The 23,075-nt window shown below is 59.8% G+C and carries 21 protein-coding genes; 10 read left to right on the forward strand and 11 right to left on the reverse strand.

Translation table 11 applies throughout. The features are described from left to right. Positions 1-96 precede the first annotated feature (96 nt). From VB780_RS15390 to VB780_RS15410, 5 genes are all read right to left on the reverse strand, one after another. Entirely contained in the window at positions 97-1,602 is a 1,506-nt protein-coding gene (locus VB780_RS15390; RefSeq protein ID WP_323352043.1) for a UDP-N-acetylmuramoyl-L-alanyl-D-glutamate--2,6-diaminopimelate ligase, read from the reverse strand. Positions 1,603-1,633: 31 nt separating this feature from the next. After that, positions 1,634-1,948 (reverse strand): glutaredoxin family protein, encoded by a 315-nt coding sequence (locus VB780_RS15395; protein WP_323352044.1) that lies wholly within the window; start codon positions 1,946-1,948, stop codon positions 1,634-1,636. Continuing rightward, positions 1,945-2,859 (reverse strand): AraC family transcriptional regulator, encoded by a 915-nt coding sequence (locus VB780_RS15400; RefSeq protein ID WP_323352045.1) that lies wholly within the window; start codon positions 2,857-2,859, stop codon positions 1,945-1,947. Before VB780_RS15400 ends, VB780_RS15395 begins: the two co-directional genes overlap by 4 nt. 267 nt (positions 2,860-3,126) lie before the next feature. Next, entirely contained in the window at positions 3,127-3,570 is a 444-nt protein-coding gene (locus tag VB780_RS15405; protein WP_323352046.1) for a hypothetical protein, read from the reverse strand. Positions 3,571-3,727: 157 nt separating this feature from the next. Then, on the reverse strand, positions 3,728-3,910 hold the full coding sequence (locus VB780_RS15410) for a hypothetical protein (protein ID WP_323352047.1): 183 nt from the start codon (positions 3,908-3,910) through the stop codon (positions 3,728-3,730). A gap of 216 nt (positions 3,911-4,126) precedes the next feature. Here VB780_RS15410 and murJ point away from each other — a divergent pair, with 216 nt between their 5' ends. The 7 genes from murJ (at position 4,127) to VB780_RS15445 (ending at position 14,146) form a co-directional block, all read left to right on the forward strand. Continuing rightward, positions 4,127-5,731 (forward strand): murein biosynthesis integral membrane protein MurJ, encoded by a 1,605-nt coding sequence (murJ, locus tag VB780_RS15415; RefSeq protein WP_323352048.1) that lies wholly within the window; start codon positions 4,127-4,129, stop codon positions 5,729-5,731. A gap of 222 nt (positions 5,732-5,953) precedes the next feature. Further along, positions 5,954-6,673, forward strand: a complete 720-nt coding sequence (locus VB780_RS15420) for an iron-containing redox enzyme family protein (protein WP_323352049.1) — start codon at positions 5,954-5,956, stop codon at positions 6,671-6,673. Further along, positions 6,660-7,826 (forward strand): mandelate racemase/muconate lactonizing enzyme family protein, encoded by a 1,167-nt coding sequence (locus VB780_RS15425; RefSeq protein ID WP_323352050.1) that lies wholly within the window; start codon positions 6,660-6,662, stop codon positions 7,824-7,826. Before VB780_RS15420 ends, VB780_RS15425 begins: the two co-directional genes overlap by 14 nt. A 2-nt stretch (positions 7,827-7,828) precedes the next feature. Beyond that, on the forward strand, positions 7,829-9,478 hold the full coding sequence (locus VB780_RS15430) for a GH3 auxin-responsive promoter family protein (RefSeq protein ID WP_323352051.1): 1,650 nt from the start codon (positions 7,829-7,831) through the stop codon (positions 9,476-9,478). Further along, complete coding sequence (locus VB780_RS15435) at positions 9,462-9,938, forward strand: hypothetical protein (protein ID WP_323352052.1); 477 nt, start codon at positions 9,462-9,464, stop codon at positions 9,936-9,938. The genes VB780_RS15430 and VB780_RS15435 overlap by 17 nt, the downstream gene beginning before the upstream one ends. Beyond that, on the forward strand, positions 9,935-11,728 hold the full coding sequence (locus VB780_RS15440; RefSeq protein WP_323352053.1) for a CocE/NonD family hydrolase: 1,794 nt from the start codon (positions 9,935-9,937) through the stop codon (positions 11,726-11,728). The genes VB780_RS15435 and VB780_RS15440 overlap by 4 nt, the downstream gene beginning before the upstream one ends. Before the next feature lie 108 nt (positions 11,729-11,836). After that, positions 11,837-14,146, forward strand: coding sequence for an ATP-dependent helicase (locus VB780_RS15445; RefSeq protein WP_323352054.1), 2,310 nt, complete (start codon positions 11,837-11,839; stop codon positions 14,144-14,146). A 227-nt stretch (positions 14,147-14,373) separates the two neighbouring features. On the opposite strand, the gene VB780_RS15450 is transcribed toward VB780_RS15445, so the two are convergent. Together VB780_RS15450 and VB780_RS15455 are read right to left on the reverse strand one after the other, a co-directional pair. Continuing rightward, a complete protein-coding gene (locus VB780_RS15450) occupies positions 14,374-14,655 on the reverse strand; it encodes a hypothetical protein (protein WP_017299368.1) in 282 nt (93 codons plus the stop codon). A 473-nt stretch (positions 14,656-15,128) separates the two neighbouring features. After that, the gene (locus VB780_RS15455) at positions 15,129-16,574 is read right to left on the reverse strand and encodes a sodium/glutamate symporter (protein ID WP_323352055.1); all 1,446 of its coding nucleotides are present in this window, start codon (positions 16,572-16,574) and stop codon (positions 15,129-15,131) included. A gap of 218 nt (positions 16,575-16,792) precedes the next feature. Between VB780_RS15455 and VB780_RS15460 the strand changes: the two genes are divergently transcribed. Then, positions 16,793-16,927, forward strand: a complete 135-nt coding sequence (locus VB780_RS15460) for a hypothetical protein (protein WP_323352056.1) — start codon at positions 16,793-16,795, stop codon at positions 16,925-16,927. Between the two features lie 100 nt (positions 16,928-17,027). Here the strand turns inward: VB780_RS15460 and VB780_RS15465 are convergent, their stop codons facing one another. Genes VB780_RS15465 through VB780_RS15475 form a run of 3 tightly spaced genes read right to left on the reverse strand, consistent with a single transcriptional unit; the run spans position 17,028 to position 19,379 of the window. Next, the gene (locus VB780_RS15465) at positions 17,028-18,239 is read right to left on the reverse strand and encodes a murein hydrolase activator EnvC family protein (RefSeq protein WP_323352296.1); all 1,212 of its coding nucleotides are present in this window, start codon (positions 18,237-18,239) and stop codon (positions 17,028-17,030) included. 34 nt (positions 18,240-18,273) lie between these two features. Beyond that, positions 18,274-18,894, reverse strand: a complete 621-nt coding sequence (locus VB780_RS15470; RefSeq protein ID WP_323352057.1) for a LysE/ArgO family amino acid transporter — start codon at positions 18,892-18,894, stop codon at positions 18,274-18,276. Between the two features lie 23 nt (positions 18,895-18,917). After that, positions 18,918-19,379: an Lrp/AsnC family transcriptional regulator gene (locus VB780_RS15475; RefSeq protein ID WP_323352058.1), complete on the reverse strand. Its 462-nt coding sequence runs from the start codon at positions 19,377-19,379 to the stop codon at positions 18,918-18,920. Between the two features lie 174 nt (positions 19,380-19,553). Between VB780_RS15475 and VB780_RS15480 the strand changes: the two genes are divergently transcribed. Further along, complete coding sequence (locus tag VB780_RS15480) at positions 19,554-20,039, forward strand: DUF4079 domain-containing protein (RefSeq protein WP_323352059.1); 486 nt, start codon at positions 19,554-19,556, stop codon at positions 20,037-20,039. Between the two features lie 407 nt (positions 20,040-20,446). Here the strand turns inward: VB780_RS15480 and VB780_RS15485 are convergent, their stop codons facing one another. Further along, positions 20,447-21,307 (reverse strand): acyl-CoA desaturase, encoded by an 861-nt coding sequence (locus VB780_RS15485; protein ID WP_416349237.1) that lies wholly within the window; start codon positions 21,305-21,307, stop codon positions 20,447-20,449. Positions 21,308-21,490: 183 nt separating this feature from the next. Here VB780_RS15485 and VB780_RS15490 point away from each other — a divergent pair, with 183 nt between their 5' ends. Next, a complete protein-coding gene (locus tag VB780_RS15490) occupies positions 21,491-22,792 on the forward strand; it encodes a TetR/AcrR family transcriptional regulator (protein WP_323352060.1) in 1,302 nt (433 codons plus the stop codon). Positions 22,793-23,075 lie beyond the last annotated feature (283 nt).

Here is a 23,075-nt window from a genome sequence, read left to right on the forward strand (position 1 = left end):
CAGCACTAGCACCTATTAGGGTATCTTTAACCACCGAGAATGGCGGCGAGAATGTTGCGTGTATTCACATAACACCCGCAGCCTGGGGGCAAAGTGTTAGTCTAAATACCTTTTTTCGAGAAAATGGCGGGCCTGTTCGCGGTCGTCAAAGTGAATTTTCTCTGTGCCAAGAATTTGGTAATCTTCGTGGCCCTTGCCCGCAATCAGGATGCCATCGCCCGGCTGGGCCATGGCAATGGCGGACTGAATGGCGGTGGCGCGATCGCCCACCACCTGATCGTCTCCCAACGTGGCCGGAATCCCCGCCACCACATCCCTCAAAATCTGCTCGGGGTCTTCGGTGCGCGGGTTGTCGGAGGTGACGACCACCACATCGGCCAATTCGTAGGCGATGCGGCCCATTTGGGGACGTTTGGTGCGATCGCGATCGCCACCGCAGCCAAACACGCAGATCAGCCGCCCCGGCACAAAGGGCCGCGCTGCGGTCAGGGAATTCTTCAAACTGTCCGGTGTATGGGCGTAGTCCACAATTACGCTGATGTCTTGGGCCTCAGAAATCTTCACCTGCTCCATGCGCCCCGGCACGCCGCCAAAGCTGGGTAGGGCGGCTGCGATCGTTTCCAGGGCAACGCCCAGGTGAAGCGCTGCACCCGCCGCCGCCAGCAGATTTTCTAGGTTAAACTGCCCCACCAGCGGCGAGCTAAAGGGCACCGTGCCCGCTGGGGTCTTTAGCGTTCCCGTCACGCCGTTAGCCTGGTAGGTGAGATCACCCGTGTACAGATCGGCACTGGGATTCTGCGTGCTGTAAGTCCAGACGCGATCGGCGGGCAGCTGGGCCACCAGCCTTTCCCCGTAGGGCGTATCGATATTCACGACCGCGCGCCCGGCCAGGTAAGTCTCGCTAAACAGCAGCGCCTTGGCGTTGAAGTAGTCCTCCATATCGCTGTGGTAGTCGAGGTGATCCTGCGTCAAGTTGGTGAACACCGCCACCTCAAAGGGGCAGCCCCAGACCCGCTTTTGAGCCAGGGCGTGGGAGCTGACTTCCAGCACCGCATAGCGACAGCCCGCATCCCGCGCCTTTGCCAGCTCTGCCTGGAGTTCTACCGCAAACGGCGTCGTGTATAGAGCGGTCTGCTGATGCCCCGGCCAGCGGGTGTAGAGCGTTCCCAGCAGGGCCGTAGACTGCTCGGATGCATTCAGCAAGTGCTCAATCAGATGGGTGGTTGTCGTCTTGCCGTTGGTGCCCGTCACCCCCACCAGCCCCATTTGCCGAGCTGGATAGTTGTAGAACCGCGCGGCCACCTCCGCACAGGCCATCGACATATCGGTCATTGGCACCACGCAGGCATCGCCCTCCGCAGGACGAGTTTGTAGGGCCTGAGCTGACACCAGCGCCGCCGCTGCCCCAGATTCGACTGCGCTGGGCCAAAACTCGCCGCCATCGACGCGGGTGCCCGGCATGCCGATGAACACATCCCCCGGCTGGCAGGCGTGAGAATTGGTGCACAGACCCTTGATGTCAGGATCGTTCCCTTCAGCTAGCGTGAATCCAGCGTCGATCAATCCAGTGGGTAAGCCCTCAAGCAGTTGGCGCAGCTTCATGTCAGCAACTCCTCACATCATTGAAGTTGCCCTATTCTGCCTTACTCTGGCCCACATAAGTCTGTATCAATTGCTCCACCTTGGCCTGGGGTGCCCTAGGCGACAGGCGCGGCAGGGGAATTTCCTGGGTGCCCGATTCTGCTTGGATCACCTGGCACAGCACCGGAATCTCGTACTGGTAGCGCTGAAACCAGTCGTCGTCGGTGGTAATGTCGCGCACCTCTAGCTCAAAGGGCAGGTGGGCGGCGGCCACCAATTTTTCTTCGAGCCCTTCGCACAGGTGGCAACCGGGTTTGCTGTAGAGCACAAATTTGGTCACGGAGTCAGTCACAGAAAGGGTGGTCACTGCACGATCGCTCGGTAGGCGCTGGGAGTGGTGCCAGTGGCCTGGCGAAACTGTTTGCTCAGGTGGCTATGGCTGTTAAACCCGCACAGCAGGGCGATTTCCACAATAGAGTGGTTGGTTTGTTTCAACAACTGCTTGGCCCGCTCGATGCGCTGTTGCAGCACGTATTGGTAGGGGGCCACCCCCATCGCCTGCTTGAACTGATGGCTGAAATGGAAGGGGCTGAGCCCGGCGATCGCCGCCAAATCCGCCAGTTTCAGGTCGGCATCCAGGGCTTCGTGGATGTAGTCCAACACAGGTAAGAGTTGCCGCTGAGGCAATCCACTGGGGTGAACAGACAATGACGGACTGGCCACGGCATACTGCCGCAGCAAATGCACCGCCAGTAGGTTGGTTAACGACTGGACATAGAGTTTGCCGCCGGGGTTGACCTGGTTGAGTTCGTCGAGCAGCATCAGGGCGATCGCCTCCAGCCGTCCATCCCGCAGCCGAAACTCGGGGATCAGCTCGATGCGATCGGGGTTCAACCCTAGGGATTCTTGAGCGACGGTGGCCATGAAACCGGAGTTGAGCCGCAGCTCAACATAGTGGTCGTCATCTTGCCAACGGGCAAAAAACGGCGTCTGAGCCGGAGTAATGGAAATGTCGCCCTTGCCGTAGAGGCTGCTGTGGGTTTTGCCGTCTTTGATCTGCAAAAACCGCACTGGCCGGGTCGCCAACGACACACAAATGGTATGCTCCGCATCCGAGGCGATCTGACATTCCCCCGGCGGATGCTGAAATTGCCCCACCTGAATGTGCTCCCAGCCCAAGTCTTGACTCGACAGAGTGGGTAAGCAAGTAAACTCAGCGCTATCCATCCCTAGGCGGTTTTGAAAACCCTTAGCATGCCTGGTTTTGGCTGCATCCATGGCTAGATTCTCCACTGCGGAGACAAATTTCGCTAGGCCTGTCTGCCCAGCCACCTCAAGTCTATCTGGCAAAATGGAACAATAGGTGAGTTTTCACTTCACATATCGGCAGAGAAAAGTGATGACCTCTGACGTAGCAATTGCAAAATGGGCTCTTGAGGACTCCCTCCAAATGATTGCGGCGGGCATGCCCAGCGATCGCCGGGTGGCGCTTTTGCACGGGACACAAAGCCCTTGCCACAAAGCCCTTGCCACACCGCTGAATTCTCAATCGGTTGCGATCGCGGCATCGCTGACATGGCCCGCCCCATCGAGTTTAATTACCAGCCATTCGTAGTCAATGCTGATGAAGCTGCGCTCTGGCCCCAGCACGTAGACCATGTCGTAGTCGGCAAAGCCGTTTTGCGGGTGGGGTGGGCCGAGCAGCTCAACCACGCCAGCTTGGGGTCTGCCCAGGAGAAGGTATTTTGCCAATAGGTCATCCACCATGCAGAGGCGAACGTAGGTCGGCTCAGTGCTGAGCTTTGGGTCGTTCCACAGGGTGGGGTTGAACTGGGTATAGCCCCGGCAGTGTTGCCACTGCTTCCAGTTGGTTTGGGCCAGCAGACCGCCCACCACCAAAAACGGGAAGCTCGTCACCAACAGGCCTCCAATGGCTAAGGCAATCAGCAGGCGGCGCTTTGATTTGGGGGTGCGGGCGGCAGGCGGCATCGTGAATTGAGAAGAAGGTCGCGGGTCTATGGAGACAGGCTACCCACGGTCAGCCAAAAATTCTAGATTGGGCCTCAATGTTGAACGGCGATGGTCGAGAACCAGCCCTCTAGGGCGATGGTCGAAGACCGGCCTCTAGGGCCATCGCACCTTAGCCCTACGCGTAGCGCCGCACCATCTGCTCTAGCGCATGAATGATCTGCTGAAGCCGCTGGTTTTCTTGGCGCAGGGCATTATTTTCGGCCTGAAGGCGTTGATTCTCTCGCCTGAGAGCCTGGTTGTCCGGGTGTAGCTGCTCTGGAAGTGAGGCGTACATGGTGGGTGACAGAGAATTGTCCATGGGGTCTGAGGGCGGCCAATTGCAGGGATGGCCTACCTAAAGGGGGTTGCGCTATATCTCTATTCTGGCCTGGTCCCAGGTCAGACCCGGAAACCGTAATCAAGCGCAATAGCTCCTGCCCAGCAGCCCGATGGCGGGCTCGATTATGCAGTTAAATGGGGGATGGTTCTGGATGCCAACGGTGGCCCGGATGCTGTTCACCCCCTGCGAGGCCCTGTGTCAGACGCCAAACCCTCCCGTTCGTTGGCCAATATTGCGGGTATTGTGGCGATCGCCACCATCCTCAGCAAGTTTGTGGGGCTGTTTCGCCAGCAGGCGATTGGGGCGGCCTTTGCGGTGGGGCCGGTGGCCGATGCCTACAGTTTTGCCTACATCATTCCCGGCTTTTTGCTGATTTTGCTGGGGGGTATCAACGGGCCGTTTCACAGTGCGATCGTCAGCGTGGTGGCGCGGCAAGATCGCAAAGACACGGCCAAGCTGATCGAGGCGGTCAACACTCTGGTGGGGTTACTTCTCATTGGGGTGTCGGTGCTGCTGTTTGGGCTGGCGGGGCCGATTATCGACACCATTGCCCCCGGTCTATCGCTGGCCGACACGGTGGCGCGAGACATCGCCGTGCTGCAACTGCGGATCATGGCGCCCATGGCCCTGCTGGCGGGGCTGATCGGCATTGGCTTTGGGGCGCTAAATGCGGACAGCCAATTTTGGCTGCCGTCGATTAGCCCGATTTTCTCTAGCGGGGCGGTGCTGGTGGGGCTGGGGCTGCTCTACGGGGCGATCGGCGGCGACATCACGAATCCAGAGTTTTATCTGCTGGGCGGGGCGGTGCTGGCGGCCAGCACCCTGGGGGGCGCGGTGTTGCAGTGGCTGGCGCAGATTCCAGCGCTGTGGAAGTCGGGGCTGGGGCGACCGCGCCTGCGGTTTGACTGGTCAATCCCTGGCGTGAAAGAGGTGATGCGGGTGCTGGTGCCCGCCACCCTGTCATCGGGAATGCTGCAAATCAACCTGTTTACCGATTTGTTCTTCGCCTCGTTTATACCGGGCACGGCGGCGGCGCTGAGCTACGCGAATTTGCTGGTGCAGACGCCCCTGGGCATTATCTCCAACGTGATTTTGGTGCCGTTTTTGCCGATGTTTGCCCGGCTGGCCGCACCAGAAAACTGGCCGGAGCTCAAGACCCGCATTCGCCAGAGTTTGTTATTCACCGCTCTGACCATGCTGCCCCTAGGGGCGCTGTTTGTGGTGCTGGCCCTGCCGATCGTGCGGGTGATCTACGAGCGGGGCGCGTTCGATGAAGATGCTTCGAACCTGGTGACCTCGGTGCTGATGGTCTACGGCATTGGCATGTTTGTGTACTTGGCGCGGGACGTGCTGGTGCGGGTGTTCTACGCCCTGGGAGATGGTCAAACGCCCTTTCGCATCAGCCTGATCAACATTGTGCTGAACGGGGTGCTGGATTTTTTCTTCATTCGCTGGCTGGGGGCACCGGGTCTGGTGCTGGCCACGGTGGGGGTGAATGTGTTTTCGACCCTGGCGCTGACGGTGCTCTTGCACCGCAAGCTGCGGGGGCTGCCGCTGAGGGAATGGGGGGGTGCGATCGCCCTCCTCACCCTGCTCAGCTTTGTCGCGGGCACCGCTGCCTGGGGCACCCTGCAAGGGCTCGAAACCTGGCTTGGTACCGAGGGCTTTGGGGTGCTGGTGCTGCAACTGGTGATCCCTGGCGGAGTGGGGCTGCTGGTGTTTACGGTGGGGGCGTTTCTGCTGCCGATACCTGAGGCGAAGCAGCTAGCCGCGCGGATTCGCGAGCGAGTGAGGCGGTAACAGGCAAAGGTTTGTAACTACGGTCGGATTTAGGCGACTTTTGAAGGGTAGTTCTAGTGGTGGGCACTGCCCACCCTACTGTTCGCGACGGGTGAATTTAAGCAACCATTAAGTTTCTGCTGAACTGGGGCAATCGAGGTTAACCAGGGAGGGAAGTTGTTGGTCTGGGCACCTTGACAGCAGCTTGGTTTTGACGCTCTACATCAGAATCAGAAGGTTTTTATGATCGCCCTGTCGATTCGTTCGCTGATTGAGACCCAGTATGCCAACCAGGTGAAAGCCTTTGCAGACTCCCCCTGGTTTCAGCGTCTGGAGCAGGGCCGGGCCTCCCGTCAGGAGTACGATGCCTTTATCTTTAACCTCTGTCAGACCCACCTGAAAAGTCCGCAAATTTTGGCCTTTCTCTACGCGGTGGCCCCGCCCGAGGCTGCACCCCAGATCAAACACAATCTGCTGGAAGAACTGGGGCTGGATCAGGTGGCCATCTGCCACCCCGATCTGTTGTATCAACTGGCCACGGCGGCGGGGTTTGATCGCGATCGCCAGACTCGTCTGGCTGAGGCGGCCCAGGCCCAAATCCGCCAGCTCTGCACCGATCCGCTGCTGTTTGGCACCATGCAGGAACTGGGGCTGTCGGTACTGCTGGAGGTGACCTGTTTTGAGTGGATGCTTTCTCGTTTGGCCAGCCGCATCGGTAAGGCACTGGCGACCTATCGCGGTTTGCCGACGGAGAGTCTGACCTGGTTTCACCACCATTCTGAGGTCGATATTCGCCACGCCGAGGAGGGGTTAGACAGCGTTGAGCAATACCTGGCCTACTACGAGATCGAGGCGGAGGATCTAGAGACCATTCTCGACATTACCTTTCGCGAGAATATTTTCATTAAGCGCTACTTCGCCGACCTGCCCGCGATCGCTGGAGCTGCCCATGAGAATCGTTGAGGCCACCCTGTTTGCCCTGCAAATTCCCTTTGTGGAAGCCTTTGCCCACAGCGTGCGATCGCGCAGCAGCTCCGACTCCATCGTGGTGCGGCTGCGGGCTGAGGACGGCACCGTTGGCTATGGGGAAGCGGTGGCTCGTCCCTACGTTACCGGAGAGACGGTGGCGAGCTGCTTGCAGTTTATGGAACGTACCCTATGGCCTGCGGTGCAAGCTGCCGACTATCCTCGCTGGGCGGGGCAGGAGGCGATCGCCTGGCTAGGGTCGCTGACCCTGCCGACGGAGGATTCTGCTGAAACCGATACCGGCGTGGTGACCTGGCATGCGGCGCGCTGCGGCTTTGAGCTGGCCCTGGTTGACTGTCTGCTCAAATCTGCCGGGGTCTCCCTGGGGGAACTGCTGCCGCCTCGGCACCCGGTGGTCTATAGCGGCGTGATCACGGCCAGCAGCGTTGAGGGCGCGGTGAAACACGCCAAGCGCTTTAAGCAATTTGCCCTGCCCCATATCAAGGTGAAGATCACCGGAGAGGCCGATCGCGAACGGCTGGCAGCGATTCGCGCGGCGGTGGGGCCAGGGTTATCGCTGCGGGTGGATGGCAATGGGGCTTATAGCGTGGAGGAGGCGATCGCCACCTGTGAGGCCCTAGCAGAATTTCAGATCGACAGCGCTGAGCAAATGATTCCGCGCGGCGACCCTCAAGATTTAGCGACGGTGCAGGCGGCCACCGCCATTCCTCAAATGGCCGATGAGTCGCTGATCACCTTGGCGGATGCCGAGGCTCTGATTGCGGCCAAAGCTTGTCGAGGTTTCAATCTTCGGCTGTCGAAATGTGGGGGGCTGGGGCCAACTTTGGCGATCGCCGACCTGGCTCAAACCGCTGGCATTGCGGTGCAGGTGGGCTGTCAGGTAGGCGAGACGGCGATTCTCTCGGCGGCGGGGCGGCACCTGGCGGCCTATCTACCCGAGATCAGCTTTTGCGAAGGCTCCTACGGCAGCCTGCTCTTGCGCGAAGATCTCAGCCGTCGCCCCATCCACTTTGGCCATCAGGGGCTGGCGAAACCGCTGAAGGGGCCAGGACTGGGAGTCGAAATTCAGGATGATCTGCTGGAAAAATATGCCCAGCAGATCATCAACCTTCCACCTCAGGCGGTGTGAAGATGGCCAAACTGTATACCCTGGGTCTGCGCTGGCAGGGACGGGCCCTGAAACAACGGCTAGAGGCCGCTACCCAGGAGCCTGATTTGGCGCAAGAGCGGCTCTTGCGCCAATTGCTCAGCCGCCATGGCGACACCCAGTTTGGCCGCGAGCACCGCTTCGAGCAGATTTGCACCCCGCTCGACTATCGCCGGGCGGTGCCCATCCGTGACTACGAAGGCTTTCGGCCCTACGTGCAGCGAATGATGGCAGGCCAGGAAAAGATTCTGGTGAATGACCCGGTGCGGATGTTTACCACGACCAGTGGCACCACCGGGCAGCCCAAATACATTCCTGTCACCGCTGGGGTAGAGCGGGGCGGGGCGAGGCTAATGCGGCAGTGGCTCTACCGCATTCTGCAAGACCACCCCACGTTCTTAAATGGGGCAGCGGTGGGCATTGTCAGCCCGGCGATTGAGGGCTACACCCCCGGCGGCATTCCCTACGGCAGCCTGTCGGGGCGCATTTATCAGCAGATTCCGGCCCTGATTCGGCGCACCTATGCCATCCCCTACCCCGTGTTTGAGATTGCTGACTACGATCGCCGCTACTGGGCGATCGCCCGCTACGCCCTAGCGCGGCAGGTGTCGTTTCTCTGTACACCCAACCCCAGCACCCTCAAGCGGCTGGCCACGGTGATGACGCACCAAGCAGAATCACTGATTCGGGCGATCCACGATGGCACGGACGGCGAGGGCATCCCGGCCCAGCGGCCTCAGCCGGAGCGGGCTAAACAGCTAGAGCAAATTTTCAATGCTACTGGAGCATTGCGACCGCAAGACTGCTGGCCCCACCTGGACCTGCTGGGCTGCTGGACGGGCGGTTCGGTGGGGGCGCAGGCCCGACAACTCACCGCTGACTATGGCCCCCTGCCGATTCGAGATCTGGGCTATCTAGCCAGTGAGGCCCGCATCACCCTGCCTTACGAGAACAATACGCCCGCTGGCCTGCTCGATCTGACCCTGAATGTCTACGAGTTTATTCCCGAAGACTGCGCAGAGATGGCCGACCCGCCGATTTTGCTCAGCCATGAGCTAGAACCGGGGCAGCGCTACCAGATTTTGCTGACCACCCCCGGCGGTCTCTACCGCTATCACATCAACGATGTGGTGGAGGTGACGGGGTTCTATCAGCGATCGCCCCTGATTGCCTTTTTGCGCAAAGGCCGCGACATGAGCAACCTGACCGGGGAAAAGCTGCACGTGAACCATGTGCTGGCCGCGATCGCCGCCCTGCAACGCCAGTTTCATCAGCCTATCGGCCCCTACCGGCTGGTGGCCAATGCCGAGGCCATGCGCTACGAGCTGTACTGGGAAATGTCAGACGTCCCCAGCCACGACTGGGTTCAGCAACTGCTATCGGCCCTGGATACGGCCTTGGCCCAAAACAACACTGAATACGCCCAAAAACGAGCCTCTCAGCGGTTGAATTTCCCTTGTCTCCATCGCATGAAGCCGGGCTGGGCGGAGGCGACTCAGCGCCGGGCCATTGCTCAGGGTCAGCGAGAAGTCCAGTACAAATGGCCGGTGCTCACCCAGCAGTCCCTCCCGTTGGATGCCGGGGCGATCACGCAAACCTATGAGCTAACGCTGCCCTATGCCCATCCCCACTGATAGTCTGCGGCAGAATGGTCTGTGGCCCAGTCGGCATCCGGTGGCCTGGCTGTGGGCGCTAACCCTGCTGTTTTTGCTGCGGGTGCTGGGGCAAGTGTTGGTGGCCTTTTTCCAGCTGCCCTTTTTACCCCCCATGCCCCACTGGTATTCGGGTCTGCTGCCCTACCCGCTGCTGTTGCCCACCCAGCTGCTGATTTTGGCGCTTCAGGTTAAGATCAACCGCGACCTGGCCCAGGGGCGGGGCTGGTTTCAACGGCCTCGCCCCCGCCTGGGTCGGGGTTTACAGTACGCAAGCTACGGCTACGCCCTGGTCATGGTGATTCGCTATGGCCTGACCATGAGCATCTATCCGGAGCGTCGCTGGCTGGGGGAAGGCACAATTCCCATTGTGTTTCACTGGGTGCTGGCCGCCTATCTCTGGCTCTGGGGCTGGGGTCATCGCTGGGGGATGCCACTATGAAGTCAGGAATTTTTCGCCATTGCGCTCTGCTGTTCTTCCGTAAGCGGGTCTGGCTGTGGCTGCTGGCGGGCGTGACTGCGCTGCTGCTGTTGGTGGTTGGGCGGGGGAGTGCGATCGCCGCCGCCTGGTTGGGCCACCAGTTAGATTATCCGCCCGCTGACTATGGCGTTCGCCTGGAGCGTCGGGTGACCGTGACAGCCCCCGATGGCACGGTGCTGGTGGCCGATGTCTACCATCCCCGCACCGCCGCCGCCACGCCCACCATTCTGGTGCGCATTCCCTACTCCAAACAGATTAAACACATTCTGTTTGCCCGCACCATTGGCCACCTCTGGGCCAGTCACGGCTACACCACGGTGATCCAGGGCACCCGAGGCCGCTACGAGTCGGGCGGCAGCTACGATCCGCCTTTTTTGAACGAGGCCCAGGATGGCCGGGCCACGCTGGAATGGATCACGCAGCAGCCCTGGTACGACGGGCAGATTGGCATGTGGGGCGGCTCCTACTTTGGCTATACCCAGTGGGTGCTGGCCGATCAGGTCGATCCGGGGTTGTCGGCCCTGATTCCACAAATTTGCAGCACCGACTTCTACCGTATGTTCTATCCCGGCGGCGCGTTTTCCCTAGAAAGCGCTCTCTACTGGGCGACCCTCAGCTACGGCCCCCGCGATATTCCCCTGCCCTCAGAGCAGCTACGGCGGGGCTTTGAGGGCTGGCCCCTGCTAGAGGCCGATGACCGCGCGGTGCAGAATATTCCGTTTTTTGATACCTGGGCCAGCCACACCGAGCGCGATCGCTACTGGCAAGCGGTCGATGGCACGGGTCGCGCCCGCCAGCTTCAGGCCCCGACCCTGCTGATGGCGGGCTGGTACGATCCATTTTTGCCCACCCAGCTGACCGACTTTGAGCAGATTCGCGCCCATGCGGCTCCCCCGGTCGCCGAAGCCACTCGCCTGGTGATTGGGCCTTGGACCCACGCCAACACTGTCACCTTTCCCGACGGCAGCCGCCCCCGCAACTACCGCTTTGAGAGCATTGGCCCCAGCCTGCCCTGGTTTGATCAGCAGCTCAAAGGTGACCCCACGATGGCCTACCCCGACCCGGTGCTGATCTACGTCATGGGTGCTAACACCTGGCGGGGAGAATCGGCCTGGCCCCTGCCCCGCACCCGCTATACGGCCTACTACCTGCACAGCAACGGTCGGGCCAATACCCTCAACGGCGACGGGCTGCTCAGTCTGGAGCCGCCGGGGGAGGATGAAGTGAGCGATCGCTTCATCTACGACCCGCAAAACCCGGTGCCCAGCGCTGGAGGCACCATGCTCGGGCCAAACGCAGGCATTCAGCCCCAAAACGCAGTGGAAGAGCGGCAGGATGTGCTGGTCTACACCACCCCGCTCCTGAGGGATGCGATCGAGGTGACCGGGCCAGTGCAACTGCGGCTCCAGGTTTCCACCACGGCTCCCCACACTGATTTCACCGCCAAACTGGTGGATGTCCACCCTGATGGAACGAGTTACAACGTTTCCGAAGGGATTCTCCGGCGGAGGTATGACAAAACTCAGACGCCCACCGAAATCGCGATCGATCTCTGGCCTACCAGCCAGGTCTTCTTCCCAGGGCATCGCATTCGATTGGAAGTCTCCAGCAGCAGTTATCCCCGCTTTGACCGCAACCCCAATACGGGCCGCAACATTCCCACCGAGCGCCAGCCAGTCACCGCGACCCAGACTGTTTACCACCACGCCGCCGCCGTCTCCCGGCTGATTCTGCCGATTATTCCCGAGTAGGGCCGGTACTTGCTCCTTCGCAGCTATACGGAGGAAGCAAGGTAGCAAAGAAAAACTCACCCCCTCACCGCCCCGCTATCCTAGTAGGACAACCCCTGGAGAACTCCTATGGTGACGGTTCCGTTGGTCAATCGGGAAGCCGTGTTGGCCGAAATTCGCGCCGGGCTCAGGCGGGGGCAGCAAGAATTGGCCGACTGGGAGAACGGGCGGCTGGCGGTGTCGGCGGTGCCCGGTTCGGGCAAGTCTACGGGGATGGCAGCGGCGGCGGCGATCGCGATCGCCCGCCACCAGCTCCACCTCAATCGTCAGCTGGTGCTGGTCACCTTTACGCGATCGGCGGCGGCCAACCTCAAAGCCAAAGTGCGCGGCCACCTAAAAGCATTGGGATTGCCCCAGACCAGCTTTACCGTCTCCACCCTGCACGGGCTGGCCCTCACCATTGCCACTCGCAACCCCGAGCTGTCAAACCTGAATCTGGACACGCTGACGCTGGTTTCCCCAGCGCAGAACAACCGAATTTTGCGGGTCTGTGTGGAGCAGTGGATTGTGGCCAACCCCGACCTCTACTACCGGCTGGTCGATGGTCGCCAGTTCGACGGTGAGGAAACCGAGCAACTGCGGCGGCAGTCGGTGCTGCGTACCGAGGTGCTGCCCAGCCTGGCCCACACGGTGATTCGCGAGGCCAAAAGCTCGGGCCTGATGCCGGGTGAGCTGGTGGAACTGGCCCAAACAGTCAACCACAACCTGCCCGGCGATGTTGAAGACTACGACGTGCTCACCATTGCAGCAGGTCTGTACGATCGCTACCAAACCCTGCTCTCGCAACGGGGCTGGATTGACTACGACGACATGATCCTTGGTGCCCTGCGCACCCTAGACGACCCCGATAGCCGCCGCTTTTGGCAGGGGCGCACCTTTGCCGTGTTTGAAGACGAGGCCCAAGATTCGTCGCCGTTGCAGAGTCGATTGCTCACCCTGCTGGCGGGCGACCCCGACGACCCGACCGGGGAGCCGAATCTGGTGCGGGTGGGCGACCCTAACCAGGCGATCAACTCGACGTTTACCCCGGCAGACCCGGTCTTCTTCAACCAGTTTTGCGACGACTGTCGCCGCCAAAATCGGTTGGTGACCATGGATCAGGCCGGGCGCAGCAGCGGGATCATTATGGCGGCGGCCAACCGCATGCTGGCCTGGGTGAATCAGGCGCAGGTGGCGGGGCCAGAGACACCCTTTCGGGAGCAGGCGATCGCCCCTGTCGCCCCTGATGATCCTCAGCCCGGAGCCAACCCCGACCCGCTGGGAGCCGGGGTCGAAATTCTCTCGCCGCCGACCACAGTGGATTCTGTCAAGCTGATCGCCCAGCGGGTGAAAGATCTCTACACCGAGAACCCTGAAACCAGCTTTGCGATCCTGGTGCGGGAGGGACGCCAGGGCCAGTTCATCGGCAACCTGCTGCGCGACCCCGAGCAAGTCGGGGTCGACCTGGCCGCAATGGGGCTAAAGTTCTATGACGTGGGTGAGCAAGACCGGCAGACTAGGGTGCCTGAAGACATGCTGGCCCTGCTGCAATTCATTGAGCGGCCCCACTCCGCCGATCGCCTCAAGGGAGCGCTGCGGGTGCTGGTCGATCGCCAGCGCATTCCTACCCAAGACCTCAACGCCCTGGCCCAGGCTCCCGAGCAGTTTCTCTACCCCGGCCCGCTGGATACGCCCCCCGACACCGAGGCCGCCCGCGAAGCGCGGCGCTACTGTGCGGGGCTGCTGCGATCGCGCCTCGAACTCCCCCCCTACAGCCTGTTCTCGTTCATTGGCCTCACCCTGGGCTACAACCAGAGCGAGCTGGCCACCGCCGACAAGCTCGCCGCCCGCGTCAGTCAGCAAATTCGCAATGACGACACGCTGGCCGCTGCGATCGCCGTGCTGCAAGACATCGTTGGCTCTGAGCGCTTCACCGCCGTCAATACCGAAGACACCGACGATCTCTACACCCGCCCCGGCCAGCTCACCCTAATCACCATGCACAAGGCTAAGGGATTGGATTGGGACGCGGTGTTTCTGCCCTTTCTTCACGACAAAACGATTCCTGGAACCCTGTGGGTACCGCCCCAGGGCGAATTTTTGGGCGACTTTACCCTGGCCGAAGTGGCTCGCGCCCAGATCCGGGCCTGTGCCCACGCGTCTGACGGTCAGGGGCCGGGCGAAATCCCCGATATTATTGCCGCCTGGGAGCAGGCCAAGCACCTCAAAGCCGCCGAAGAATATCGCCTACTTTACGTGGCCATGACCCGCGCCAAGCGCCTGCTGTGGATGTCTGCAGCCCAGCAGGCCCCGTTTACGTGGAGTAAGCCAGAGAATGTGCAGGCAGCAAATCCCTGCCCAGTGCTGCCGGTGCTGCGGGAGTGGATGGGTAGGGGGTAGATGTCCGTGGGCAGACCTGTGTGTTTGCCCACGGACATCGGGCGATCGCGAAGCGTCACCATCGTGAATCGCGAAGCGTTACCCACCAAGGCTTACTGCCTTTGGGTTTCGCTCCGCTGCACCCAACCTACGAGAACTACTAGATCCCTAATTTTTAGTCTTGATAATGTATTAGGGGTGAACTTGAAGATCCCCCTACAAAATCCAAAATCGCAAATCTAAAATCGCTAGTCTATCCGCTCAATCTGCCAGAGAATTTGATTGCCCTCACGCCGCACCCGCGACACTGACCAGTTGCGCCAGGCCCAAAATTCGCCTCGGCTGGTCACAGCGCTGGCGTTCACATCCATCAAATCGGCCAGCTCTGAGCTGGTGATCAGATAGCCCTGCTTGGCGATTTCGTCGGCAATTTGCAGGGTTTCTAGAACGTTGCGGAGGCTATCAACCCTAACCTCGCGGGGTAAAGAATCAAAGTTTTCACTAATTGGAGAAGTTCCAGAGTCTGCCATGATGCATGATGCCGTCCAAAGCTAAAAATCAAGCTAAATTCTACCCTCTGGCCCTGGGCTTAGGAGTAACCCAGGCCATAAATCATCTATGCTTTGTATTAAGAAAACTTATGCTTATTGTTCAGCTGCCCAGGGCTGAGGTGAGATTCACTGCTGCCTACCCTCAGATTTAGAGGTGAAAGTCTCACCACCTGACCCTGTAATTGGGGTCAGGTAAAGTGCTGATTCGTAATTCTGACGATGATTTGGAGAATGGTGTCGCACGCAGTTAGAAACGCTTCAAACCGAGATTCGAGGAATTTGGCCGGGGCCGGGTGATCCGAAAAAGGAGCCAGGCTGTGTACCGGGCTCCTTTTTGAGCAATATACCGAGTGCAGATTCAACTTAAGGGCAACCGCCGTTCGTTTAGCTCAATCGGCGGTCATCCAGCAGAATTCGGCGTGAGTCAGCAGGGTGGTCTGCTGACCGTAACTCTATACGCCACTGGTGGAAGGGCGCTGACGTTCTTGCTGAATGAGCAGATAGCCCACCGCCAGCCAGAAAATCAGCAGGCCGCCGGTAATAGCTAGCACAGGCACCAGCCCGAGGCGATCGATCAGCGCTGGGGCGGCGGCGGTAAACAGGCCGCCGCCCACGATGGGTTCAAAAAACAGCTGCTTGTAGGCAAAGCCCTCAAAGGCTCCGGTGCTGTTGTCGGGGTCAACCATACGCAGCAGCAAAATGCCCGTGGCGGTTACGCCCATCGACTGGCCCATGTCGCCGATGCCCTTCTCAAACCAGTAGCTGGGGAAAATGCGCGGTGCCCACCAAAGAAAGATCAGCACGTTCCACAAAATGCCGACAATGCTGAGAATGAGGAAGATCCCTAGGTTGCCGCCAATGACGCTGAGGGAAATGGTAGCGATCGCAGAAATCACCACCACATCCAGCGCCACCCCAGCGATATTCTGCACCATGGGCCGAATCACCAGCGCCCCCAGCCCCAGCCGGTTGAGAATTGACTGGGTGATAATGCCGCCAATCAGCGCCAGGGGAAACAATGGCACAAACTCAAACACGGCAAAGCCGCCCTCGCCGCCCCAGGTCGCGGCCTCAACCCACTTCAGGGCTTCGAGAATCAGCCAGCCGATCGCGATCGACAGACCGACGATGGCAAAGTTGATCGACAGCGGGTCTACCAGCAGATTGCGCAGCAGCCGAGCCCGCTCTTGCCGCAGTTCGGGCGTCTCGGCCACCACGTTAAGGTCAGGAATTTCTTCGGGTTCCATCACCCGACGGCTCACGGTATCCACATGGCCCTTGCGGCGACCCCAGTCGCACAGGGCAGTGCCGCAGATAATGCCCGACACAATCCCCACCGTCGCCAGGCCGACGGCCAGGTCGGCCCCGTCGTCATAGCCCAGGCTAATGAAGGTATCGGCCATGCCCCCGGCGGTGCCGTGGCCCCCCTCAAAGCCAATTTCAATCAGAGCAGCAGAAATGGGGTTAGCGCCAAACAGCGGGATCAAAATTAGCAGGGTTGCTAAACAGCCGACCACGTACTGGCCCCAGGCCAGGGTTTGGCCAAACACCACCTGGGGAGCAGCGGTGCGCCAAATCTCTCGCGGCGGCGGAATCGTTTCGCCCAAAAATAGGGCCGCAAACACCACGTTAATAAACACCCCCGGCGCCTGCGCCCACACCGCGCGAATGTCTTCGGCAAACAGACCGCCCGCCAGCAGCGACTCTGGCCCGAACAGGCTGGTAGCGATCGCCCCTAAGACCTCTGGCCCCAGCAGCAGTGCCAGCGCCCCCGCCACAATCGAGGCGGGCAGATAAAGTCGCTGAAAAAACTGAACGCGCTGCTTAAAGAAGCGCCCCAGCAGCAGCAGCAGCGCCAGCAAGACAAAGGCAAATAAAACGGTGCGCAGGTTGAACACGGTATTTCTCCGGGTAATTGCAGGCCAGAGTCGGTTGCAACGCCTGCCCTAGCTACTGCTATACAGCCATTGATTTTAGGAGTTTGCAGTAACCCTGGGCACATGCACTAAATTATCTATAGGGAGAATATTTTGGGATGCCAATTCCCAGGCTGAACTGCCGGGGTCTGTGCCCTGGTCGCTCAGGCTTTCCCTGTTCTTTTCGCTGAGGTATCTCCATGGCTAGCAAAGACCAAATCAAGCAGCACATTGCCCTAACCAGCAAGATCAACTTCGCTGGTGTCACCCCCGCCAAGAGCGAAGATCCCCGTAAGGTTCGCATCATGCAACACCTGAAGAAGAGCCTGGGGTAGGGAGATGGGGGTGCAGTGAGCGTGTGGATGTGTAGGTGAGACCTAGATGCATGGTCTAGCTTTGCGCCAAAACTATCCACCCACCTACTCACCCACCCGCCTACAAATACCCTGCCGGATTCACCGGATTCCCATTCTGCCGCACCTCAAAGTGTAGGTGCGGGCCGGTGGAGAGGCCGGTGGAGCCTACGGCGGCAATGGGTTGTCCCTGCTGCACCGCCTGCCCTTCGCTTACCAGCAAGCGGCTGGCGTGGGCGTAGAGGGTGCTGAGCCCGCCGCCGTGGTCAATAATCACCGCCTGCCCATAGCCGCCGTACCAGCCCGAGAAGATCACCCGGCCCGAGTCGGCGGCGCGAATGGCGCTGCCGTAGCTAGCGGCAAAGTCTACTCCGCCGTGGAAGCGGCTGTAGCCGAGAATGGGATGCACCCGGTTGCCAAATCCGCTCGAAATATTGGCGTTGGCCGGAAACACAAACCGCCCGGTGCCGCGAATTACCCCGGTGCTGGCGGCAATTTTCTGCCGTATCAGCCCGCCAATTTGCTCGGACTCGCGGGCCAGCTGAGATTCTGCCGCCTCTAATGCCCCCCGCCGATCTTGCAAACGAGAAATTAGCTGTTTCTCTTCGCTGGCTTCGGCCTCATACTGCTGCTTTTGCGAGAGCAACTGCTGGCGCAGCAGGGCGACCTGGTTGCGCTTTTCTTCGACGGCGGCCTTTTGCTTCTGAATGGCATCGGCCTGGGCCTTGAGGTCGGCCAGCACCTGGCGATCGGAGGCATAGACCCGCTTGAGCTGGTACTGGCGGTCTAGGAACTCATTAAAGTTTTGGCTTTGCAGCAGCACGGCCCAGCCCTCGCTGCCCTGCTGCCGCTGGAGATACTGGAGCCGCGCCACGGTGCCGGTGCGCACATTTTCGTAGTCGGCCTCGGCCTTGGCCAGCTTGGCCTCAAAGTCTTTGAGTTCTTGCTCGGCCTGGCTGAGGCGAAACTCGGTTTCGCTAATTTGGTTAGCGGTGTAGACGATGCTGTTCTCCAGGCCTTCCAGGTTAGATTCTGAGGTGGCCTGGCGATTTTGCAGCTCGGTTTGCTGCTGCTGGAGCTGGTTGCGCTGCTGGTCGAGAGTCTTTTGCTTATTTTGCAGGTCTTGAATGGACTGGGCCATCAGCTCAGGGGGGGCTGCCTGGACGCTGGGAACTGCAGTTAGCGCCAGCCAGCTAACCACCACCAGGGCTAGCGCCAGGCTGAGCCATCGTCCCCAGTCCACGGCAGCAGGCCGCCGGGTCGGCGTAGAAGAAAACGGATGAGTTCGCAGCATGGTCACAGGCAGTACCTGGAGTGGGAATCTGAGTTTAGCCCCTGACGGTGAGCGCAATCGCAACTACCCCAAAGCCAAAAATAGCTGCACCGGCCAGCCGATTTAACCACTTAAGGCGGGAGGGTGTCAGCTTTTGGCTAAAAAGCGTTACACCCCAGCTCAGGCACAGCCACCACAGGGCAGACCCTAAAAACACCCCAACAATGAGGGCTAGCGAGGTTCCCCACGACTGGCTGGTGCCCACCAGGCCCAGCCCAGCAAAAATCGCAATGAATGAAAGAATAGTGGCCGGGTTCGTTAGCGTCAAGAACAGCGTCGAGACATAGGCACCCCAAAGCCCTCGACTGGAGAGTTTCGCCGCCTCGGTGGCGGGGTCGGCCCGCAGGGTGGTGAGGCCCAAATAACAGAGAAACAGACCTCCGATGAGCTGCATAGTCTGGGTGTGGCTGACCAACAGATCGGCTACGGCGGTGAGGCCAAACCCGGCGATGCTGCCATAGATGCCATCGGCGGTGGCGGCCCCTAGCCCCGTCGCCAGCCCCATGAGCTGGCCCTGGGTGAGCGACCTGCGAATGCAGAGCAGCCCAATGGGGCCAACGGGGACTGCGATCGCCAGCCCCAGCCCCATACCCTTCAGCAACGTCCAGCCTTCCATTGTTTAGGACTCCTGTAGATGACCTAGAGATGACCCAGCGGCGGGGTCTGGGTCTCTTTCACCGTGGACAGCACAATCAGGGTGCGGGTTTTGACGACACCTGCGATCGCTTTCAGTCCTTCAGTAATCAATGCCTCCAGGGCACGGGTGTGGCAGCAGCGCACCTTCAGCAGGTAGTCGTCGTCGCCAGTGACGTGGTGGCATTCCAAAATTTCGGCGGTGGCCTGCACCTCGGCTAAAAAGCCCTCGCGGTGGTGAGGTTGGTCGAGGGTCACGGCAATAAACGCAGTCAAATTTAGCCCCAGGGCTTCGGCATTGAGCCGGGCGCTGTAGCCCATGATGAGGCCGCGCTCTTCGAGACGTTTGACGCGATCGGCCGCCGCCGGAGCCGACAGCCCGAGCTGACTCGCCAGCTCGGCCCAGGTCATGCGACCCCGCTGACAGAGCAGGGATAGAGTTTTGATATCAAGGCTATCAAGTTCCATGGCCTTATTTTAATAGGTAAAAGTAAATTCTAATATCCTAATAAAATTCAAAGGGCCAAGCTTGCCACGGTTCCATAACATAACTTTTGGTGTCGGGATGCCGATGCCCTATGCCCTGGGGTAGAGAAAATATGGCACCTTAGGGATGGCGCTTTACTTTGTTGGGAGATAGTGATGGTTTCTAGCATTCGCGGGTTCTTGCAGCCTATTGCCGACTTTTTTGCCGGGTTTGGCACCCCCGAGCCGATTGTGCACTGGGGCCACCCCGCCATGATGGGCATTGTGGTTTTTGTGATGGGCAGCTTTACGGCCTACATGGGCTGGAAGGGCCGCATCGGCAACGACGACGCCCAGAAAAAAGCCGAAAACCGTCACACCCACAAGCGCCTGGCTTTGTGGATGTTTACTTTTATCACCCTCGGCTATACCGGCGGGGTGCTGTCGCTGGTCATGCAAGAAAAAGAAATCTTCCAAAGCCCCCACTTTTGGACGGGTGGCCTGGTGATCGCACTGCTGGCCATCAACGGAGCGATTTCGTTCACTAAGTTTGGCGGCGGCAAAGATTCTCTGCGCACCGCCCACGCCTACCTGGGCAGTTTTGCCCTAGCCGTGATGTTTGTCCACGCCTTTTTGGGTCTGCGCCTGGGCCTGTCGATTTAGTAGAGGCTGATCGGCAATACCGCAGCCCGCTAGGCTAGCGGCTGAGGGCGACTGTGTGGGCGGGCCGGTGCAGCGCCGAACCTACGTTTAAAGTGATGCCCGGCAATACCTGGTACTGTCGGGTCACGAAAAGATGCCGCGAATGGTGGAAGAGCATTGAGGGAAAGGGGAGCTAGGAGGCGATCGCCCCCATCGCTATTTTTTCAAAAAAATAGAGTTCGCGATTTCAGTCTCCTGGGCGGGCACGACCACTAAAGTCCTTAGAGCACTTTTCCATCGCTGGAACCCACGTCAGCATTCCTTGGCGCAGAGTTGGTAGAGTCGAAGGAGCCTCTGACACTATTCCCTAACTGAGCGGAGACGCTACCCGCTGGCTCGACTCCGCTCAGCTAGCGAACGATCTCTCTTTACCGCTGTGCTTCGGCCATGGCCTCTGCCGGGGGACGCACTACACGGCGGGCTAGACCCAGTTTTTCTAACACCAGAATGGCGTACCAGGTGGCGTCAATTTCCCACCAGCGCCAGCCTGCGGGGGCCACGTTGGGGAAGGCGTGGTGGTTATTGTGCCAGCCTTCGCCGTAGGTGAGCAGCGCTGTCCACCACAGATTGCCCGAGTTATCGTCAATATGAAAGCGGCGCTTGCCCCACATGTGAGTCGCCGAGTTGATCAGCCAGGTCGAGTGCCACAGCAGGGCAATTCTCAGAAAACCGCCGTAGATCACGAACGACCAGCCGCCGAGGGCAAAGAGGGCGATCGCAACCGGCACTTGCAGCAGTAGAAAGTAGCGATCGAGCCAGCGATAGTAGGGGTCACGGGCAATATCTGGGGCGTAGCGACGGTAAATCTGTCCGTTAAAGACGGCTGGGTTGCGGTACACCATCCACAGCATGTGGCTCCACCAAAACCCGCGACTGGCGGCGTAGGGGTCTTTTTCGGCATCTTCGGTGTAGAGGTGGTGCTGACGGTGGCCCGCCACCCAAAAGATTGGGCCACCCTGGAGCGCCATTGCGCCAATGGTGGCGATTATGTACTCTAACCAGCGGGGCACCTGCAAACTGCGGTGGGTCAGCAGTCGGTGGTAGCCCAGGCAAATGCCAATGCTGCCAAACAGCCAGTGCAGCGCCACCATCACCCCTAAGGCCGACCATGAAAAGAACCACGGGGCCAGCAGGGCCACGCCGTGGATGGCGGCCAAAAAGCCTACCAATGTCCAATCTAGGTCTTTGATTCCCCGTTTCTCTGGGGCTTGCTTCAGCATTGTTGTCATAGCGCGTCCTTTTTTCTTGTAGGGTTAAAACCCTTGATCGTCTGTGTAGTGCGATCGAGGGGAAGTCCTTGCCCGACTCCTTTGTACCCCTAAGGGACTGGCTGGAGTCTTTTGCAAGTGTCGCTTGCAAACCAACCTTAGCAAACTTCTCTGGTAAAATGCAAGTGTTGCTTTCTTTTTGCCATGGCAGCTCAGCGCCAATCAGCCCGACAACGTCTCGTAGACGCGGCATTTCATTTATTTTCTAGTCAGGGAGTGGGCACCACCACGACTCGCCAGGTAGCCGACCTGGCTGGAGTTAACGAGGTCACGCTGTTTCGCCAATTCGGTAGCAAGCATGGCTTGCTTGCAGCGGTGATGACGGAGGCTGAGGTGTTGACTGGCCCAGAGCAAGGCTTTGATTTAGAGGCCTTAGCTCAAGCCCCTACCGATCAGGCTCTGAGGGAGTTTCTGAGCCAGTGCTTGGCCACCCTCGATCGGCTCTCAGAACTGGTGCGATCAGTGATTGGCGAGGGGGGACAGTTTTCCGCAGACAATAGCCAGGCCATGGGGCGAGGGTTGCAAACCATTCGCGACTTCATGGCTGAGTACCTAGAGACGCATCTGGCCCCTGGGGAAGCCGCTGGCCTGCCCCCTGAGGAGGTGGCGGGGTTGGTGATGGCGCTGCTGCTTGGCTATGCCGCCATTGACGGCACGACTGATGGAGCCGGTGAGGGCAGCGCAGAATTCCACGGCCTGTGGCCCGGCCGGAGCGCGTTTATCGACGGTGTGGTGAGCTGGCTGCTCAGCCTGCGGTCTCAAAGCGTGGGGGCCGATGTTGCCCCAGATCAGCCCGGCCTTACTGCCCCCCATACAGACACCTGGATCGATCTACCCGCTCCGGTGGTGCACGAGATTATGCAGGCGGCCCGCAAGGCTGGCAACCAGACCCATGCTCTGGTCTATGTGCTGCTGGGGGCGGGAGTGGCCGCCGCCGAGGTGCCGCTTTTAACGCGTGCCAGTGCGCTCTACGATAACAGCCAGCACATTTTGCTGGTGGGCCCTCAGCAGCGCCAGGTACCGCTGAACCAGTGGATTATGGGCAAGCGCTACGGTACCTACACCAAAAACCCGCTCACCCGCTGGCTCAAAAGCCGCAGCGATGCCTCACCCGCCATGTTTTTGGGGCCAGACGACCAGCCGATCACTCCCCTGAGGGTGCGCCAGCTGTGGAATGAGGTCACAACCGGCATCATGTCACCTACGAGCGAACCGTTTGGGGTTGATCAGGCCCGCGCCACATGGTGCGTAGAGATGCTGTTGAGAGGGTTAACTCGCCAAGAGCTGAGTCTGCTGAGCGGACTCTCGGTTGAGCAGCTCGACCCACTGGTGCAAAAGGCCCAAGCGCGATCGGCCCTAGCCCAGGCGCTACGGCTCGATCAGCAGCCCGGTTCAGCCCCAGCCAATCTCGACAAGCCTGCTGACGGTAGTGCTGGGAAGGACTAGCGATGTAGCAAAAGAACGAAGATAGAAGAGCGAAAAGTGCCCGCTGGGCATGGGCACTGGCATTTTGGGCTGTCCTAGCCCAGACTTTACCTTCTATGGAAGCAGAGGCTTCTCTGGTGCTGTGTGATTTACACAACGCCAAGTGTTATTCAGACAAATACCGTAGGGAACTCAGGATAGTGGAGATTACCGTCATGATGTTGCCCTTGCCATAGGGAAAACCCGCACAGCTTCAGGTGTGAAATGGCACGAAAGGGGGTGTAGTTACGGAGATGATTTGTAC

It is taken from the genome of Leptolyngbya sp. CCNP1308, from assembly GCF_034932455.1.
GTDB lineage: Bacteria > Cyanobacteriota > Cyanobacteriia > Phormidesmidales > Phormidesmidaceae > Nodosilinea.